At 70.5% G+C, this 16,644-nt stretch carries 17 protein-coding genes and 2 tRNA genes; 17 read left to right on the plus strand and 2 right to left on the minus strand.

Annotated elements, in window-relative coordinates; genetic code table 11:
• Nucleotides 1-97: 97 nt before the first annotated feature.
• From ygfZ to dxs, 6 genes are all read left to right on the plus strand, one after another.
• Entirely contained in the window at nucleotides 98-949 is an 852-nt protein-coding gene (ygfZ, locus tag AAHG09_RS13075; protein ID WP_342107705.1) for a CAF17-like 4Fe-4S cluster assembly/insertion protein YgfZ, read from the plus strand.
• 234 nt (nucleotides 950-1,183) lie between these two features.
• Nucleotides 1,184-1,798: a DNA-3-methyladenine glycosylase I gene (locus tag AAHG09_RS13080; RefSeq protein ID WP_342107706.1), complete on the plus strand. Its 615-nt coding sequence runs from the start codon at nucleotides 1,184-1,186 to the stop codon at nucleotides 1,796-1,798.
• Nucleotides 1,799-1,827: 29 nt separating this feature from the next.
• Entirely contained in the window at nucleotides 1,828-2,388 is a 561-nt protein-coding gene (locus tag AAHG09_RS13085; RefSeq protein ID WP_342107802.1) for an HD domain-containing protein, read from the plus strand.
• A gap of 47 nt (nucleotides 2,389-2,435) precedes the next feature.
• Nucleotides 2,436-2,948: a tyrosine phosphatase family protein gene (locus AAHG09_RS13090; RefSeq protein ID WP_342107707.1), complete on the plus strand. Its 513-nt coding sequence runs from the start codon at nucleotides 2,436-2,438 to the stop codon at nucleotides 2,946-2,948.
• A gap of 130 nt (nucleotides 2,949-3,078) precedes the next feature.
• Nucleotides 3,079-3,339, plus strand: coding sequence for an exodeoxyribonuclease VII small subunit (locus AAHG09_RS13095; RefSeq protein WP_012320922.1), 261 nt, complete (start codon nucleotides 3,079-3,081; stop codon nucleotides 3,337-3,339).
• A 43-nt stretch (nucleotides 3,340-3,382) separates the two neighbouring features.
• Entirely contained in the window at nucleotides 3,383-5,377 is a 1,995-nt protein-coding gene (gene dxs / locus AAHG09_RS13100) for a 1-deoxy-D-xylulose-5-phosphate synthase (RefSeq protein WP_342107710.1), read from the plus strand.
• A 176-nt stretch (nucleotides 5,378-5,553) separates the two neighbouring features.
• On the opposite strand, the gene AAHG09_RS13105 is transcribed toward dxs, so the two are convergent.
• Together AAHG09_RS13105 and AAHG09_RS13110 are read right to left on the minus strand one after the other, a co-directional pair.
• The gene (locus AAHG09_RS13105; protein ID WP_342107711.1) at nucleotides 5,554-6,645 is read right to left on the minus strand and encodes a tartrate dehydrogenase; all 1,092 of its coding nucleotides are present in this window, start codon (nucleotides 6,643-6,645) and stop codon (nucleotides 5,554-5,556) included.
• A gap of 104 nt (nucleotides 6,646-6,749) precedes the next feature.
• On the minus strand, nucleotides 6,750-8,444 hold the full coding sequence (locus tag AAHG09_RS13110; protein WP_342107803.1) for a chloride channel protein: 1,695 nt from the start codon (nucleotides 8,442-8,444) through the stop codon (nucleotides 6,750-6,752).
• A 477-nt stretch (nucleotides 8,445-8,921) separates the two neighbouring features.
• Here AAHG09_RS13110 and AAHG09_RS13115 point away from each other — a divergent pair.
• From AAHG09_RS13115 to AAHG09_RS13165, 11 genes are all read left to right on the plus strand, one after another.
• Nucleotides 8,922-8,998: transfer RNA gene (locus tag AAHG09_RS13115), tRNA-His, on the plus strand.
• 202 nt (nucleotides 8,999-9,200) lie between these two features.
• On the plus strand, nucleotides 9,201-9,767 hold the full coding sequence (gene hpt, locus AAHG09_RS13120; protein ID WP_342107712.1) for a hypoxanthine phosphoribosyltransferase: 567 nt from the start codon (nucleotides 9,201-9,203) through the stop codon (nucleotides 9,765-9,767).
• 164 nt (nucleotides 9,768-9,931) lie between these two features.
• Nucleotides 9,932-10,297, plus strand: a complete 366-nt coding sequence (locus tag AAHG09_RS13125; protein WP_010687322.1) for a response regulator — start codon at nucleotides 9,932-9,934, stop codon at nucleotides 10,295-10,297.
• Nucleotides 10,298-10,529: 232 nt separating this feature from the next.
• On the plus strand, nucleotides 10,530-11,687 hold the full coding sequence (locus tag AAHG09_RS13130) for a helix-turn-helix transcriptional regulator (RefSeq protein ID WP_342107714.1): 1,158 nt from the start codon (nucleotides 10,530-10,532) through the stop codon (nucleotides 11,685-11,687).
• Nucleotides 11,688-11,823: 136 nt separating this feature from the next.
• Nucleotides 11,824-12,066, plus strand: coding sequence for a hypothetical protein (locus AAHG09_RS13135; RefSeq protein WP_342107715.1), 243 nt, complete (start codon nucleotides 11,824-11,826; stop codon nucleotides 12,064-12,066).
• Between the two features lie 182 nt (nucleotides 12,067-12,248).
• Nucleotides 12,249-12,503, plus strand: a complete 255-nt coding sequence (locus AAHG09_RS13140) for a PilZ domain-containing protein (protein ID WP_342107716.1) — start codon at nucleotides 12,249-12,251, stop codon at nucleotides 12,501-12,503.
• Nucleotides 12,504-13,666: 1,163 nt separating this feature from the next.
• A tRNA-Thr gene (locus tag AAHG09_RS13145) sits at nucleotides 13,667-13,741 on the plus strand.
• Between the two features lie 408 nt (nucleotides 13,742-14,149).
• Nucleotides 14,150-15,169, plus strand: a complete 1,020-nt coding sequence (locus AAHG09_RS13150; RefSeq protein WP_342107717.1) for an ABC transporter substrate-binding protein — start codon at nucleotides 14,150-14,152, stop codon at nucleotides 15,167-15,169.
• The gene (locus AAHG09_RS13155; protein WP_342107718.1) at nucleotides 15,166-15,921 is read left to right on the plus strand and encodes a succinate dehydrogenase/fumarate reductase iron-sulfur subunit; all 756 of its coding nucleotides are present in this window, start codon (nucleotides 15,166-15,168) and stop codon (nucleotides 15,919-15,921) included. Before AAHG09_RS13150 ends, AAHG09_RS13155 begins: the two co-directional genes overlap by 4 nt.
• The gene (locus tag AAHG09_RS13160; RefSeq protein WP_342107720.1) at nucleotides 15,918-16,247 is read left to right on the plus strand and encodes a succinate dehydrogenase/fumarate reductase transmembrane subunit; all 330 of its coding nucleotides are present in this window, start codon (nucleotides 15,918-15,920) and stop codon (nucleotides 16,245-16,247) included. Before AAHG09_RS13155 ends, AAHG09_RS13160 begins: the two co-directional genes overlap by 4 nt.
• Entirely contained in the window at nucleotides 16,244-16,633 is a 390-nt protein-coding gene (locus AAHG09_RS13165) for a succinate dehydrogenase, cytochrome b556 subunit (protein ID WP_342107722.1), read from the plus strand. The genes AAHG09_RS13160 and AAHG09_RS13165 overlap by 4 nt, the downstream gene beginning before the upstream one ends.
• Nucleotides 16,634-16,644 lie beyond the last annotated feature (11 nt).

A 16,644-nucleotide genomic window follows, 5' to 3' on the forward strand; every position in this document is an offset into this window, starting at 1 on the left:
TAGGTTCTTGGTTGATCGCAGGTTTTCGCCGCAAAACCGGCGGCCACTTTTGCGAAACCTGCTTAGCCCCACCCCGTCGCGCGAGGAATCGCCTGCCATGCCCGTCGCCCTGCTGCCGGACCGCGCCCTCGTCACCGTCACCGGGCCGGATGCTGCCGCGCTGCTCCAGGGCGTGCTGACCTGCAATGTCGAGACGCTCCAGGATTCGGAGGCGCGTCTCGGCGCCCTGCTGACGCCGCAGGGCAAGATCCTGTTCGATTTTCTCGTCTCGCGGGTGCCGGATGGCTTCCGGTTCGACGTGCAGGCGGATCGCGCAGCCGATCTCGCCAAGCGCCTGACGCTCTACCGCCTGCGCGCGCAGGCGACGATCGCGGCCGATCCGACCGTGGCGGTCGCAGCCGCCTGGGACGGGGCCGCCCCGCCCGCGGCCGAGGCGGTCGCGGATGCCCGCCATCCGGACCTCGGCGCCCGGCTCTACGCCGAAGAAGGCGCCTTCTCGGCCGACGCCGCGGAGGCGGATTACCACGCGCATCGGATCGCGCTCGGCATCCCCGAGGGCGGGCGCGATTACGCCTTCGGCGACGCCTTCCCGCACGAGGCGCTGATGGATCAGCTCGGCGGCGTCGACTTCAGGAAGGGCTGCTATGTCGGCCAGGAGGTGGTCTCGCGGATGCAGCACCGGGGCACGGCCCGGACCCGCATCCTGGCGGCCACCTACCCGGATGGCGCCCCCGCCCCGGGCACCGAGATCGCCGCCGGCGGCAAGGCGCTGGGCACCACCGGCAGCGTCGCCGGTTTACGCGGTCTCGCCCTGGTGCGGATCGACCGTCTGGGCGATGCACTGGCCGCCGGCGAAACGCCGCTTGCGGGCGCGCATCCGGTCCGGCTTGAGCGGCCGCACTACGCGACCTTCGCGATGCCGGAGGGTGCGGCGAGCGCGGCTGGGTGAGTTCATAAAGTCGCCGCTCGCGCGGCGAGTCTTGCGCTGGGTCCCGGGTCGCATTCCGCTTTCGCTGCATGCGCCCGGGAAAGGGGCTGCGTGTTCTATCCTCCACGGCCCCTTTCCTGGACAGGTGTAGCGTAGCGGAACCTGATCCGGGATCCAGCACAACAATATGCCGCGCAGCGGCTCAGCCTGATTCCGGCGATGGCGTTCCGCTCCTGTTCTCGTTAAACCGGTCGCATGTCCGAGACCGGCCTGATCGCGCATCCCGATGGCTGCCCCCGCTGCTGGTGGGCGGGCCTCGACCCGCTCTACGTCGCCTATCACGACACCGAATGGGGCGTGCCCGAGCGGGACGGCCGGGCGCTCTACGAGAAGCTGATCCTCGATGGATTCCAGGCCGGGCTCTCGTGGATCACTATCCTACGCCGCCGCGAAGGCTTTCGCGAGGCCTTCGCGGGCTTCGATCCCGCTCAGATCGCCCGCTTCACGGAGGACGACGTGGCCCGGCTGATGCAGGACACCCGCATCATCCGCAACCGCGCCAAGATCGTCGGGACGATCGCGGGCGCCCGGGCCTGGCTGCGGATCGAGGAGCGTGGCCCCGGCTTCGCGCGCTTCCTCTGGGACTTCGTGGACGGGCAGCCGATCCAGGGCAGCGCCCGGACCCGGGCCGAGATCCGGACCGAGACGCCGGTCTCGCGGGCGATCGGCAAAGCCCTCAAGGCGGAGGGGTTTTCCTTCTGCGGGCCGACCATCGTGCACGCCTTCATGCAGGCGGTCGGCCTCGTCAACGACCACCTCGTCGGCTGCCACCGGCACGGACCCTGCGCCGAACTGGGAGGGCCGCGGTGAACGCCCCGGCCCCGCGCGCGTGGCAGCGGATGCTCTCCGGCCGCCGCCTCGACCTGCTCGATCCCGCCCCCGGCGACATCGAGATCGCCGACATCGCCCACGGCCTCGCCCGGGTCGCCCGCTGGAACGGCCAGACCCGGGGGCCTCACGTCTTCTCGGTGGCCCAGCACAGCCTACTGGTCGAGGCGGTCGGTTGCCATCTCGCCCCCGGCTGCACCGAGCCCGACAGCCTGGAGCTGATGCTCCACGACGCGCCGGAATATGTCGTCGGCGACATCATCTCCCCCCTGAAGGCCGCGATCGGCGATGCCTATCGGGGCGTCGAACTGCGCCTGCTCGACGCCATGCGCCGCCGTTTCGCCCTGCCCGCCCCCTCCCCCGCCCTGGCCGGCCTCGTGAAACAGGCCGACCGGGCCGCCGCCCATCTGGAGGCCGTGCGGCTCGCCGGCTTCGCACCGGAGGAGGCCGAGCTTTATTTCGGGCCCCCCGCGGACCTGCCGGGGGCTGTCGTGGCCCTCACCGAGCCCTGGCCCACCGCCGAAGCCGAGGCGCGGTTCCTGGCGCGGTTCCGCGCGCTGCACCCGAACTGACGGCCGCCCTCGATCCGTCACGATCGCACGGCAGAGGCGCCGTCACGATGCCCAGCCTGCATGTCTGCCCCCTCTCGCGCCTGCCCGAGACCGTCGCCGCCACCGGCGCGAGCCATGTGCTCACGCTGATCAATGTCGGGACGCCTCTCGAACGGCCCGCATTGATCGAGGCCGACAACCACGCCATCATCGGGGTCAGCGACATCGCGGAGCCCCGGGACGGCCACGTTTTGCCGGCTGAGGAACACGTCGCCGGCATCCTGGCCTTCATCCGGGCCTGGCCCCGGGAGAAGCCGCTGGTCATCCATTGCTATGCCGGGATCAGCCGCTCGACCGCGGCGGCCTATATCGCGGCCTGCGCGCTGGCGCCGGAGCGCGACGAGGGCGCGCTCGCCGATACCCTGCGGGCGGCCTCCCCCTCGGCGACCCCCAACCCCCTGTTCGTGGCCATCGCCGACCGGATGCTCGGACGCGACGGCCGCATGGTCGCGGCGATCGCGCGGATCGGCCGCGGTGCGGAGGCCTTCGAGGGGGTGCCGTTCAGCCTCGCGCTGCCGTGAGGCCATTCGGGTGTGGCGGAAAGGCCGCCGCACCGCTTCAAAACGGCCCGGCGTGGCCCGGCGTTCTGGTCCCCTGGGTTGTGGCCCCGGGGGCTGGCACCGTAGAACCGGTTCAAAGGACGGATCTGGAATGAGTGCGAGCAGACCCGAGGTGGCCCCCGCCGCCGGCGACCTGCCCTTCGAGAAGGCCCTGGAGCAACTCGAGGAAATCGTGCGCCGGCTCGAACGGGGCGACGTGCCGCTCGACGAGTCGGTGGCGATCTACGAGCGCGGCGAGGTGCTGAAGAAGCACTGCGAAGCGCTTCTCAAGCGGGCCGAGGCGCGGATCCAACGGATCACGCTGGGCTCCGACGGGCGGCCCGAGGGCGTGGCCCCGCTCGATATGTCCTGAGGCTCGGCCATCAAACCGATCCTGTCCGATAGAGGTTGATGCCGTGGCGATTACCCCAGAGCAGAGCGCACTTCTCGACCGTGTCCCGAACCCCGCCGCCCTGCGCCGCCTGCCCGAATCGGAGCTGCCGGCGGTGGCCGAGGCCGTGCGCGCCGAGATGATCGACGCCGTCTCGATCACCGGCGGCCATCTCGGATCCGGGCTCGGCGTCGTCGAGCTGACCGTCGCCCTGCACCACGTGTTCGACACCCCCGACGACCGCATCGTCTGGGACGTCGGACACCAGTGCTACCCGCACAAGATCCTCACCGAGCGCCGCGACCGCATCCGCACCCTGCGCCAGGGCGGCGGCCTGTCGGGCTTCACCAAGCGCTCCGAGAGCGTCTACGATCCCTTCGGCGCGGCCCATTCCTCGACCTCGATCTCCGCCGCGCTCGGCATGGCGGTCGCCCGCGACCTCGACAACGCTACCGCCAAGCAGACCGGCGGCGCGCAAAAGCGCCGCAACGCCATCGCGGTGATCGGCGACGGCTCGATGTCGGCCGGCATGGCCTACGAGGCGCTCAACAACGCCGGCGCCCTGCACTCGCGCCTGATCGTCATCCTCAACGACAACGACATGTCGATCGCCCCGCCCGTGGGCGCCATGTCGGCCTACCTCGCCCGGCTGGCGTCGGGCGGCGCCTACCAGTCCCTGCGCGAGACCGCCAAGCAGCTCGGCAAGCTCCTGCCGAAGGCGATCTACCAGCGCGCCGCCGCGGCCGAGGAATACGCCCGCTCGCTGGTGGTGGGCGGCGGCACGATGTTCGAGGAGATGGGCTTCCACTATGTCGGCCCGGTCGACGGGCACAACCTCGACCACCTGCTGCCGGTGCTCAAGAACGTGCGCGACGCCGAGCACGGCCCGATCCTGCTGCACGTGGTGACCCGCAAGGGCAAGGGCTACGCCCCCGCCGAGGCCAGCGCCGACCGCTACCACGGGGTGGTCAAGTTCGACGTGGTCTCGGGCGTGCAGGCCAAGGCCAAGCCGAACGCGCCGGCCTACACCCGGGTGTTCGGCGAGAGCCTGATCAAGGCGGCGGATGCCGACGACAAGGTCGTGGCGATCACCGCGGCGATGCCGGGCGGCACCGGCATCGACCTGTTCGGCAAGGCACACCCGGACAAGACCTTCGACGTGGGCATCGCCGAGCAGCACGCGGTGACCTTCGCGGGCGGGCTGGCGACCGAGGGCTACCGGCCGTTCGTGGCGATCTACTCGACCTTCCTGCAGCGGGCCTACGACCAGGTGGTGCACGACGTGGCGCTGCAGAACCTGCCCGTGCGGTTCTGCATGGACCGGGCCGGTCTGGTCGGCGCCGACGGCGCGACGCATGCCGGCGCGTTCGACCTCGCCTACCTGTGCTGCCTGCCCAACATGACGGTGATGGCGGCGGCGGACGAGGCCGAGCTGGTCCACATGGTGGCGACCGCGCATGCCCATGACACGGGCCCGATCGCGCTGCGCTACCCGCGCGGCGAGGGCGTGGGCGTCGAGCTGCCGGAGCGGGGCGAGGTGCTGCCGATCGGCAAGGGCCGGGTGGTGCGGCGGGACGCGGAGGCGCGGGTGGCGATCCTGTCGCTCGGCACGCGACTGGCGGAGGCGCTGAAGGCGGCGGACGCGCTGGCCGAGCAGGGCGTGGCCGTGACGGTCGCGGATGCGCGGTTCGCCAAGCCGCTGGACGAGGCGCTGGTGCTGGATCTGGCGCGGGACCACGCGGTGCTGATCACGATCGAGGAGGGCTCGCGGGGCGGGTTCGGGGCGATGGTGCTGCACCTGCTGGCCGAGAAGGGCGCGCTGGATGCGGGCGGGGTCCGGGTGCGGACGATGACGCTGCCGGACGCCTACCAGGACCACGACAGCCCGGAGAAGATGTACGCCGAGGCCGGGCTCGACGCCGACAGCATCGTCAAGATGGCGCTCGATACCCTGCCGGCCGAGGCCGGCAAGGCCGAGCCCGCGAGCAACGTCGTGAGCGTCCGCCGTCGCCCGCGCTGACGGCACGTTCTGCAACGACTCTCCCAACCCTCCGCCTCATCCTGAGGCGGCGGAGCGGAGCGTAGCCCTCGAAGGAGCCCTCCAGCGGTCTCGCGATCCCTGGAGGGCTCCTTCGAGGCCCGCTGGCGCGGGCACCTCAGGATGAGGGTGTGGAAGGGAGGCTCGGGGCGATTAGCCTACCCCAGCGCCTGCTCGACCGCCTTGCCGCAGGCCTGCGTGTCGGCATTCCCGCCGAGGTCGCGGGTGCGCAGCGTCCGCTCGGACAGCACCCGCTCGATCCCGCTGACGATCTCGGCCGCCGCGGCGTGCTCGCCGAGATGCTCCAGCATCATCGCCCCCGACCAGATCTGGCCGATCGGGTTGGCGATCCCCTGGCCCGCGATGTCGGGCGCCGAGCCGTGGACCGGCTCGAACACCGACGGATGCACCCGCTCCGGGTTGATGTTGCCCGACGGCGCGAGACCGATCGTGCCCGTGCAGGCGGGACCCAGATCCGACAGGATGTCGCCGAACAGGTTGGAGGCCACCACCACGTCGAACCGGTCCGGGTTCAGGACGAAATGCGCGGTCAGGATGTCGATGTGGTACTGGTCCCACCGCACGTCCGGATAGGACTCGGCCACCGCCTTCACCCGCTCGTCCCAGTACGGCATGGTGATCGAGATGCCGTTCGACTTCGTGGCCGAGGTCAGGTGCTTCTTCGGGCGCTTCTGGGCGAGCTCGAAGGCGAACTTCAGGATCCGGTCCGTCCCGTGACGGGTCATGATCGTCTCCTGCAGGGCGAATTCCCGGTCGGTGCCGGCGAACATCCGCCCGCCCGCGTTCGAGTACTCGCCCTCGGTGTTCTCCCGGACCACCCAGAAGTCGATGTCGCCGGGCTTCCGGTCGGCGAGCGGGCACTTCACCCCCGGCATCAGCCGCACCGGCCGCAGGTTGGCGTACTGGTCGAATTCCCGCCGGAACAGGATCAGCGAACCCCAGAGGGAGATGTGGTCCGGCACGCGTTCGGGCATGCCGACGGCGCCGAAATAGATCGCGTCGTGCGTCTCGATCTGCGCCTTCCAGTCCTCCGGCATCATCCGGCCGTGCTGCTCGTAGTAGTCGCAGCTCGCGAAATCGAACCAGTCGAGCTGGAGCGAGAAGCCGTGGCGCTTGGCCGCCTGCTCCAGCACGCGCACGCCCTCGGGCACCACCTCCTTGCCGATACCGTCGCCCGGGATCACCGCGATGCGGTAGCGGCGCTGCTGGCTGGTCTCTGGACCGGGCATGAATCCTCCACGCGTTCTGGGACAGCGGGCCCGCGCGGGGCCCGGGTCGTCGGCGTCAGGTGATTGGTCCGCGCCGGGATCGGGTCAACACCCCGGCCTGACAATCAGTCGATTTCCCCCGCCATGGCCCGGCGCTGGCGGTCGAGCTCCTCGCTGTAACGCTTGAGCGTGTGGCTCTCGGTGAGCAGGCCCAGGACCCTGCGGGTCTCGGGCCCGTCGACCACCGCGAGCGCCTCGCTCTCGGTGCGGTCGAAGGCGGCGGCGGCGTCCTTGGCGTTCATGCCCGGCGTGAGGAATGCGTCGGCATGCAGCAGCAGGTCGGCCAGCACGGGCTGCGCCGCCGCCCCGGCATCCCGTACGGCCGCGTGCGCCTCGGGGACGTTCACGATGCCCGCATAGCGCCCGGCCCCGTCGACGGCGATCACCCGGGAGGGGGAGCCGAGGGGATGGGCGCGCAGGAAGGTGGCCAGCGGCGTATCGACCGCCACGGTACCGGGATCCCGGCGCATCAGCCGCCCCACGGTGAGCGAGCGGATCCAGCCGATATCGTGCGGGCTGCGGATGCTCTCGCCGCGCAGATGGAAGCGCCAGGTCGCGAAGGAGTAGCCGAAGGTTTTCCGGACCGTCAGCGAGGACGCGATCACCGCGGCGAGCACCAGCCCGGTGATCGGCAGGCTGCCGGTGATCTCGAGCGTGAGGAACGTCATGGTCAGCGGCCCGCCGATCACCGCCACGGCGAGCGCGCTCATGCCGATCACCGCGTAGGCGAGCGGGGTCAGGCCGAAGCCCGCGAGCGCGGGCACCAGCAGCGGCGCCGCGGCGGCGAACAGCTTGCCCGCGATAGCGCCGAGGAACAGCGAGGCGAAGAACAGGCCGCCCCGGAAGCCGGAGCCGATCGAGATCGCCGAGGCCGTGGCCTTGGCGGCGAACAGCAAGGCCAGCGCCGCGATCCCGTGCCCCTGCCCCTCGGTGGCGAAGTGCATGTGCAGGGCGCCGTGCCCCCCCGAGAGCACCTGCGGCGTCGCGATCAGCGCCAGCGCCCCGACGCACAGCCCCCCGACGGCCGGCGCGGCCACCCGCGGCACCCGCGAGGCCTGGACCAGCCGCTCCACCAGGGTGACCCCGCGCATGATCAGGATGCCGAGACCCGCGCAGACCAGCCCCAGGGCGAGGCTCGGCAGGATCTCCATGCTGGTGACGTGCGAGGTGGTGATCGCCTGAACGTCACCGAAATCGACCAGGGGCTGCGTCGCGATCAGCTGCTGCGCGACCAGGTTGCCGCACAGCGCGGCGACCACCACGGGCGTCAGCGTGGCGATCGAGTAGGTCCCGATGATCAGCTCGAAGGCGTAGAAGGCGCCGGCCAGCGGCGCGCCGAACCCGGCCGCGATCGCCCCGGCGGCCCCGCAGCCGACCAGGGTCCGCAGGTCGCTCCGGCGGACCTCGAAGGCGATGCCGAGCCGGGAGGCGAGGCCGGAGGCGAGCTGCGTGTAGCCGGCCTCCAGCCCCACCGAGGCGCCGCACCCGTTCGAGACGACGTTCTGGAGGGCGAGGTAGAGGCTGTCGCGCAAGGACATCCGGCCGCCGTGCAGGGCATTGGCCTCGATCGGATCGATCGCGGGGCGCTTGCGCGGGCCGCGGATGACGCCCGCCGCGACGATCACCAGCCCGAGCAGCGCGCCGCCGAGGCACGGCCCGACCAGCAGAAGCACCGGCGACACCGCATCGGCGGCGCTGAGCCGTATCCCGGACGGCAGGAGGAAGAGCAGCTCGCGCAGGCTCTGCGTGGCCCAGTTCATGGCGGAGACCGCGACCCCGGCGACGCAGCCCACCAGGGTCGCCAGGGCGACGAGGCCGCCCTCGCTGCGGCGCACGAGGCTGCGCAGCTGCCCCGGCGCTTGGACGAGCCCAAAGCCGGTCCAGCGGCGCCGGGCACGCGCCTGCGACCCGGCCGCCGGCCGGTCGCCGGAACGCCGGTTCCAGCTCGGGTCGGTACTCTTGGCCGAGCTCTTGGCCGAGTTCTTGGCCGAGCCCTTGGCCGCCGCTGGCTGTCGTGCGCTCACGGTCCGTTCGTTCACCCCGGTCCGGCCCGGTCGCCGCATCGACGGTTCGACGCGGTAAGTGCACTATCGGGCGCTGCGTGTCGAACGGGCCGCCGGTTCGGCGCGGGTCGCCCCACGCCGGCCACCCCGACCGGCCGCAATCGTCTCGACCCTGCACAAGACCGCGCACGTCGCTTGAAAACTGCCGCGGCCCACGATACACCCCCCGCCAGTGCCGCCGTAGCTCAGTTGGTTAGAGCACCAGATTGTGGATCTGGGGGTCCCCCGTTCGAGCCGGGGCGGTGGTACCATTGATTTCGTATGATAGCGCAGGGGGTTGGCGGATCGCCGGCCCCTTTTGCGTTCGGGGGGCGTCTCCTGGGTGACGCTGCGGCACTCCGTGTGCATGTGCCCGGCGCATCCACGGTTTCCCCCGCACCCCGGTGACGCTAAGACCAAGGCCGGACGCGGCGGCGGATCCCGCCCCGCAACCGGGATACCGGGACACGTGAGATGAGCATCCCCGAACGGCGCGTGCGAACCCTCTTCGACGAGGCGGCCATCGCCAAGCGCAACGACGAACTCGCCCAGGAGATCCTGGCCGCGCGGCCGGAGAACCTTCTGGTCGTGGCGGTGCTCAAGGGCAGCTTCATGTTCGCGGCCGACCTGCTGCGGGCGCTGCACCGGGTCGGGCTCGCCCCGCAGGTCGAGTTCGTCCATCTGTCGAGCTACCGCACCGCGACGGTCTCCAGCGGGCAGGTCGAGATCCTGCGGGACGTGCAGAGCGAGGTGCGCGGACGCGACGTGCTGCTCGTCGACGACATCCTCGAATCCGGCCGGACCGTCGTCTTCGCCAAGGACCTGCTGATGGCGCGCGGCGCCCGGCGGGTGCTCACCGCGGTGCTCCTGGAAAAGCCCGGCAAGCGCGCCGTGACGATCGACGCGGATTTCGTCGGCTTCCTCTGCCCCGACGTGTTCGTCGTCGGCTACGGGATGGACGCCGCCCACGCCTACCGGCAGCTGCCCTTCGTGGGCGTGGTCGATTACGGCAGCGGCGATCCCGATCTGTTCGATTCGTAACGCCCCGTCCCGCAGCGCGGCATTTTCGCCGCAGCCGGCGGCGATATGCCTGTATTCGATGCATGCCATCTTGACAGGCGGCGGATCGGTCTGCGTCTGTCGGCTATCGAGGGCCCGTCGTCATCGCGAAGGGCCCCGCGGATCGGGGACGTTCACGGGACCACATGGCGCGCATCCTTTTGGTGGATGACGAGGAGACTGTCCGGGGCTTCCTCAAGCGGGGGCTCGAGATCGACGGGCACGCGGTCGTCACCGCCAACGATGGAAGCGACGGGCTGGACCGCCTCAACGAGGCCGATGGCGGCTTCGATCTGATGCTCACCGACATCCGCATGCCGCTCATGGATGGCATTGCCCTGGCGCTGGCAGCCAAGCGCGACTTTCCGGACCTGACCATCCTGCTGATGACCGGCTTCGCGGATCAGCGCGAGCGCGCGCGCGGGCTCGACGCCATCGTCACCGACGTGCTGACGAAACCCTTCTCGCTGGCGGATCTGCGGGCGACGGTGAAGCGCGCGCTCGCGGCCTGACCGCCGGTCGCCCTTCAGGGGTTCGCGGCGCACGCCCATCACCGGCAGCGCTGAAGGCGCGCGGCGGCCTATTCAAAAAGGCGCGCGCCGCGCGATCCGGCCGCGCCCGGCCGGATCGGACAATGGACCTTCCGCTTCCGACTTTGACGTTGTCTTGAAAACAGATTCCGGCATCGGCATCATGCCTGTACCGTCTTGACGCGAGTCAGATCGGTATTCGGGAGTCCGGCCGGTGCTCGATTACAGTCCCAAGATCGTCGCGCTCGCGGACGAGATCGGAGCACGGATCGATCGGGCGGCCTTCGATCCCGAGGCGTGGGAAGACGTCATGACGGCCTTCGCGGCCGCCGTTCCGGGCGGGAAGACGGGGATCCAGGTGGTCGATGTCCTCGGCCAGAGCGCGGTGCCGCTGACGGCGTCGGGCTGGCCGGACGGCGTCGTGGAGCGCTACGCCGAATACTACAACGCCATCAATCCCTGGATGCCGGTGATGCTGTCCGCACCGGCGATGCAACCGATCTTCAGCGAGAGGCTCCTGCCCGCCTCGGAATTCGCCAAGACGGAATTCTATACCGACTGGCTCTCCCGGGCCGGGGGTGCCGACGCGTCGAGCGGCATGCGCTTCGCCGAGAGCGGTGGCCGGCTCGGCTTCATCTCGCTGCATTACGATCTGCGCCGCGCCGAATCCGCCAACGCCGTCTACGAGCCCCTCCTGAAGGTCCTCGGACCCCGCATCCGCCGGACGCTCGATGCCAGCCGCCACGCGGGATCGGGACGGCTGGGCGGCTCCCTCCTCGACGCCCTGGTCGAACCGGCGCTTCTGATCGCGCCGGACATGCGGATCTACGGGGCGAACGACGCGGCGGAGGATCTCCTGCGGGACGGCAAGGTCGTGCGGTGCGGGCGATTGAACGTCCTGGATGTGCGCGATCCCGACCTGCGCACCCGCATCCGCGACGCGGTGACCGCCGCCTGCGCCCCGGGCACGCTGGTCGGTCCGTTCTCGATGGCCCCGGCCGTTGCGACGCCCTGGGGGACGTTCGCGGCCTGCACGATGCCGGTCGATCCGAAGTTCCTGAGCGCCGGGCGCTTCGGTCTGCTGGTGCTGCCGCTCAAGCTGGCTCTGCTGGTGCTGCGCCGGTGCGAGGCACCCCGAAAGCCCGCCGACGTCCAGGGCGCCCTGATGAAGACCTACGGGCTTACGGCCGCCGAGGCCCGGCTCGCCGCGGCCCTCGACGGCACGGCGAGCCTGAAGGAGGCCGCCGAGCGCTACGGTATCACGATCGATACGGCGCGCTCCCAGCTGCGCGCGGTGTTCCGCAAGACCGGCGTCTCGCGGCAGGCCGAACTGACCCGGCTTGTGCTCATCGAGGGCGGGCGCACGCGCTGAGGGCAGCCCGTCACGGACTTTGAGCGGCGACGGCGGGGCTGGCTCGGCGACCTCCGTCGTGCGCATCGTGCAAGTGGCCCATGGCCGAACGAAGCGGGCGACCTAGGTCCCGGAGCCATCCCGCGAGAGACCAGCCATGGCTTTGCCCGATCCGAACGAACCCAGCGCGACCACGATCGACGATCTGGAGCTGGTCAACACCCTGATCGAGCGCAAGGAGGCCGGTGAGCCGGTCGACCCAGACATCCTGGCGCTGCTCAACGACATGGAGCGGCTCGGCCTCACCGCGACGGATGCCTACGCGACGCTCGATGCCTATCGGCCGGGACCCGCGGTCGGAGCCACCGGCGGGGACGATCCCGGTGAGGCTCAACCCTGAGCCCAGCCTCCGACGGGCACTTCGGCTCGGCCCGGTCCAGCGGCCTGAAGCGATCAAATGATGCCGCCGCGTTGTCGCGGTGGTAAGCATGACGACAGCAACGCGAGGATTCGGGCGTTGCTGTCGCGCGGAAGTAAGCCGCGACGCCTATCTGTTCATCTGGGAACGCGTCGAGGGCAGACATGACGGGTGAACAGCGCCTGGCCGGCCGGACGGATTGCTTCAGTGCAGGGCATATCATGGTCGCCGATACGGGCCGGAGACTGCGCTGCCTCGTCTGGAACATGTCGGATACCGGCGCGCTGCTGGAGGCCGGCGACGAGGACGCCGTGCCCGAGACCTTCACCCTTCTGACCGCGATCGATCAGACATCGCGCCGCTGCCGGGTCGTCCGGCGCACCGGCGCCCGGTTCGGCGTCGTCTTCGCGGACGCTTGAGCCGCGCTGGAGCGGGGCGGTCGCCGGCCGGTGCGGGACAGGTTGAGCTGGACCGGTCGCCGATCGGGCAGATGAAAAATTTTTGTTTACTGGTATTTCCCTCTCAAGGAATTGAGCTGATTCACACCCATCTCGATGATCCCGGGACGGCGCAAGGCTGCGCCTCGCGCAGTCCAGTCATCGGTTCAAGGGTGTGCCGGCCAAAGGTCCCCCTGTCCCGATCGGGGGCTGAGGCCGGGTGCCCGTGTCAGACAAGAGACTTCTGAATGGCCCAGTTCGGCCCTCCCATCCTGAATCCCCATCCTGGGTTCCTGCTCATGTTCCGGCTGTCTCCGGATCGGTTCTCCAGGGACCCTGAGGATCTCTAGGGCGCCGCCCGAACGCCCGCCGCGCGGGCCACGCCCCGGCCGTGCCGTCCTGCGATCCATCCGGTATCGACTCACGATTTGACCGAAGGTCGCCGGTGCCACGCGCGACCGGCCGTTCCGGCAGGAGGGCGGCCGGACCCGATCGCCCGGCCCGAAACGATTCCCCCGCTCATTCCATCGATAGAGGAGACCATGATCCGACTTCGTACCGCCGTGTTTTCGTCCACCCTGCTCCTGGCTCTCGGCGGGGCATCGACCGCGTCCAGCGCGGCCGGTCGCTTCGACGGAGCTTGGTCGGTCGTCGCAACGACCGACAACGGGACCTGTACCGGACCGTACCGCTATCCGATCGTCATCCGGGATGGGGCTGTGGACGATGTCGGAGGGAACGGCGTCGACGCGTCCGGCCGCGCCACGTCCGATGGCCGGATCAGCGGCACGATCCGGAAGGGACTCGCCAGCGTGACGGTCTCGGGCCGTCTCCGCGGATCCCGCGGGAGTGGCCGTTGGTCGCTGTCCGGGCTCGGTGCGTGCTCGGGCCCATGGACGGCCCGCCGCACGAGCTAGGGTCTGTTCGGCCCTGTCGTGCGGAATCGGCCCGGGACGGTCACGGCGTGCCGGTGCCGCCAGACCGCCCTGGCCACCGCCCTGGCCGCCACCATTCGCTGGCCGGAGGGGGAAGCGCCTTGCCTGATGGGACGCGGCCGGCGGCGCCTTGACGAAGCCGCCAAACGTAGTCAAACGCACTCCTGACGCTCCGAAACCGCCAGTTTCCTCAACGGCTTCAGAGCGCCTGCCGGTGTAGCACAGCGGTAGTGCAGCGGTTTTGTAAACCGAAGGTCGGGAGTTCGATCCTCTCCACCGGCACCAATGAGTTCCCGGCGGGGCGCCGGCACGCGCGGATGCGCGAAGATCGCGCCCGTCGCCCGACCTTGTCATGCGGTGATCGCACGTCGGCGAAGATCCGTTCGGGCGATCTGCGTCCCCACCGCCTGACGGCCCGGAGGCTTCGCCCGGACTTCGAGACAGAACTTCGGGTTCCCAGCGGTCGGGGATTCCGACGCGGGCGCGGATGAGATGCGAACGCGCGCGGCGCGGGACGTCAGGCTGAGCCAGTCCTATAAATGATAGCTTATCGAGCAGCCCACACCGCAGAGCCACTCCGCGCGGCAAGTCATATATATGATATAGGAGTGTTGACAGACCCTCCCCGGGGCGTATCCTCGAACCGACGCTGACGGCCTTGCCAAGATTGGCGCACGAACGGGTAGGAACGCCATGACGGTACGGGGCATCATCCGGCTCGTCGGGACGGTCGCGGTCCTGTGGGGGGCGCTCGGCGCCGCCCAGGCCGAGGTCGCGACCGTGCGGCTCGCCAAGCAGTTCGGAATCTCCTACCTGCCGCTGACGGTGATGGAGGAGGAGGGCCTGCTGGAGAAGCAGGCCAAGCAGCGCGGCCTCGAGCTCAAGGCCGAGTGGCTGCGCTTCACCGGCGGCTCGGGGATGAACGAGGCCCTGCTGTCCGGCAACCTCGATCTCGCCTCCGGGGGCGTCGGCCCGTTCCTGACGATCTGGGGCCGGACGCAGGGCAATCTCAAGGTCAAGGGCGTGGCGGCGCTGAACGCGATGCCGCTCTGGCTGGTCACCGTCAACCCGGCGGTGACGTCGATCAAGGATTTCGGCCCCCAGGACAAGATCGCCCTGCCGACCGCCAAGACCTCGATCCAGGCGATCACCCTGCAGATGGCCGCCGAGAAGGCCTTCGGGCCCGGCCAGCAGGGCAAGCTCGACCCGCTCACCGTCTCGATGGGCCACCCGGACGCGCAGACCGCCATGATGGGCGGCCGCTCCGAGATCACGGCCCATTTCGGCTCGCCGCCCTTCCAGGAGATGGAGCTGAAGGACCCGCGCGCCCGCAAGGTGCTCGACAGCTACGACGTGATGGGCGGTCCCCATACCTTCAACCTCGTCTGGGCGACCAGCCGCTTCGTCACCGACAACCCCAAGGTCACGGCGGCCTTCCGGGCGGCGCTGGAGGAGAGCCTCGCGCTGATCCGCGACGACCCGGCCCGGGCCGCCGCCCTGTGGATCAAGGCCGAGGGGGCGAAGATCTCGAACGCGGAGGCCGTGGCGATCATCCGCGCGCCGCAGAACGCCTGGACCACCAAGCCCGAGCGGATGCTGGCCTACCTCGCCTACATGAACCGCGCCGGACTGGTCTCCGCCACAGCCTCCAGCGAGAGCGAGCTGTTCTTCCCCGATCAGAGCGCCGGCGCCCCGAAGGAGGCCAACCGGTGACGGCTTCCGTCGATCTCGCGACCGTCGACCCGGGTGCCGGCGATACGCTGCGTGTACGGGTGCGGCGCGGCGCGGCCGTCGCGGACTACGCGGTGCCGCGCCGGGCCAACCAGACGGTGCTCGACGTCGTCACCGAGATCCAGCGCGATCAGGATCCCACCCTCGCCTACCGCTTCGCCTGCCGGGTCGGCATGTGCGGCTCCTGCGGCATGACGGTGAACGGGCGCCCGCGCTGGACCTGCCGGACCCGGGTCGCCGCCGTGGCGCCCGACGGAGAGCTTCTGCTGGAGCCCCTGCGCAACCTGCCGGTGGTGAAGGACCTCGCGGTCGACATGGAGCCCTTCTTCGAGAAGTGGCGCCGGGCCCACGGCTTCTTCGAGCCGGGCGCGAATCCGCCGGACGACTTCGCGACGGTCGCGCCGGACTCGCCCGCGCGCCAGGAGGTCGATGCCGGCATCGAGTGCATCAATTGCGGCGTCTGCTACGCCGCCTGCGATCTGGTGACGTGGAACCCCAACTATCTCGGCCCCGCGGCCCTCAACCGGGCCTGGACGCTGGTCAACGACGTGCGCGACCAGGACCGCGACGGGCGGCTCGCCGCGGTGGCGGGTGATGCCGGCTGCCATTCCTGCCACAGCCACATGAGCTGCACCGAGCACTGCCCGAAGGGCCTGAGCCCGACCTTCTCGATCGCCGGCCTGAAGCGCGAGACCGGCAAGGCGGCGCTGCGCCGGTTCTGGAGGCGCCGATGAACCCGCTCCTGTACCTCGCCCAGCGCGGCACGGCCGCGATCCTGGCGGTCACGGTCGCGGTCCATCTCGGCACGATCCTGTACGCGGTGCGCGGCGGGCTCACGGCCGGGGAGATCCTGGGCCGGACGCAGGGCAACCTCGCCTTCCTGCTGTTCTACGCGGTGTTCGTGCTGGCCGCCGCGATCCACGCGCCGATCGGCCTGCGCAGCATCCTGCGCGAGTGGACCGGCTGGCGCGGCCGCTCCCTGGACCTCACGATGATCGGCCTCTCGGCCCTGCTGGCGGGGCTGGGCCTGCGGGCGGCCCTGGCGGTGTACTGGGCATGAGGGTGGCCACGAACACGTCCGAGAGCCCCGCCGGGCGGACCGGCCTGACCCGCGCGTCCCTGCGCCGGCCGGGCTTCGCCGCCGCCCTGATCCATCGCCTCTCGGGGATCGCCCTGGCGCTGTTCCTGCCGATGCACTTCATCGCGCTGGGCACCGCGCTCCAGGGCGCCGACCGGCTCGAGAGCTTCCTCGGCCTCACCCATAACGGCTTCGTCCGCACCGCCGAGTGGGGCCTCGTCTGCGCGCTCGCCGTCCACATGGCGCTCGGCCTGCGGGTGCTCGCCATCGAGTGGCTGCGCTACCGCGAGCGCACCGCCCTCGTCGTCTCGGGCTGCCTCGCCACCGCCTTCGCGGTCGGCCTCCTGTTCCTCCTCAGCGGGGCCTGATCCCCCGCCCC

The sequence above is a fragment of the Methylobacterium guangdongense genome (genome assembly GCF_038442355.1).
GTDB lineage: Bacteria > Pseudomonadota > Alphaproteobacteria > Rhizobiales > Beijerinckiaceae > Methylobacterium > Methylobacterium guangdongense.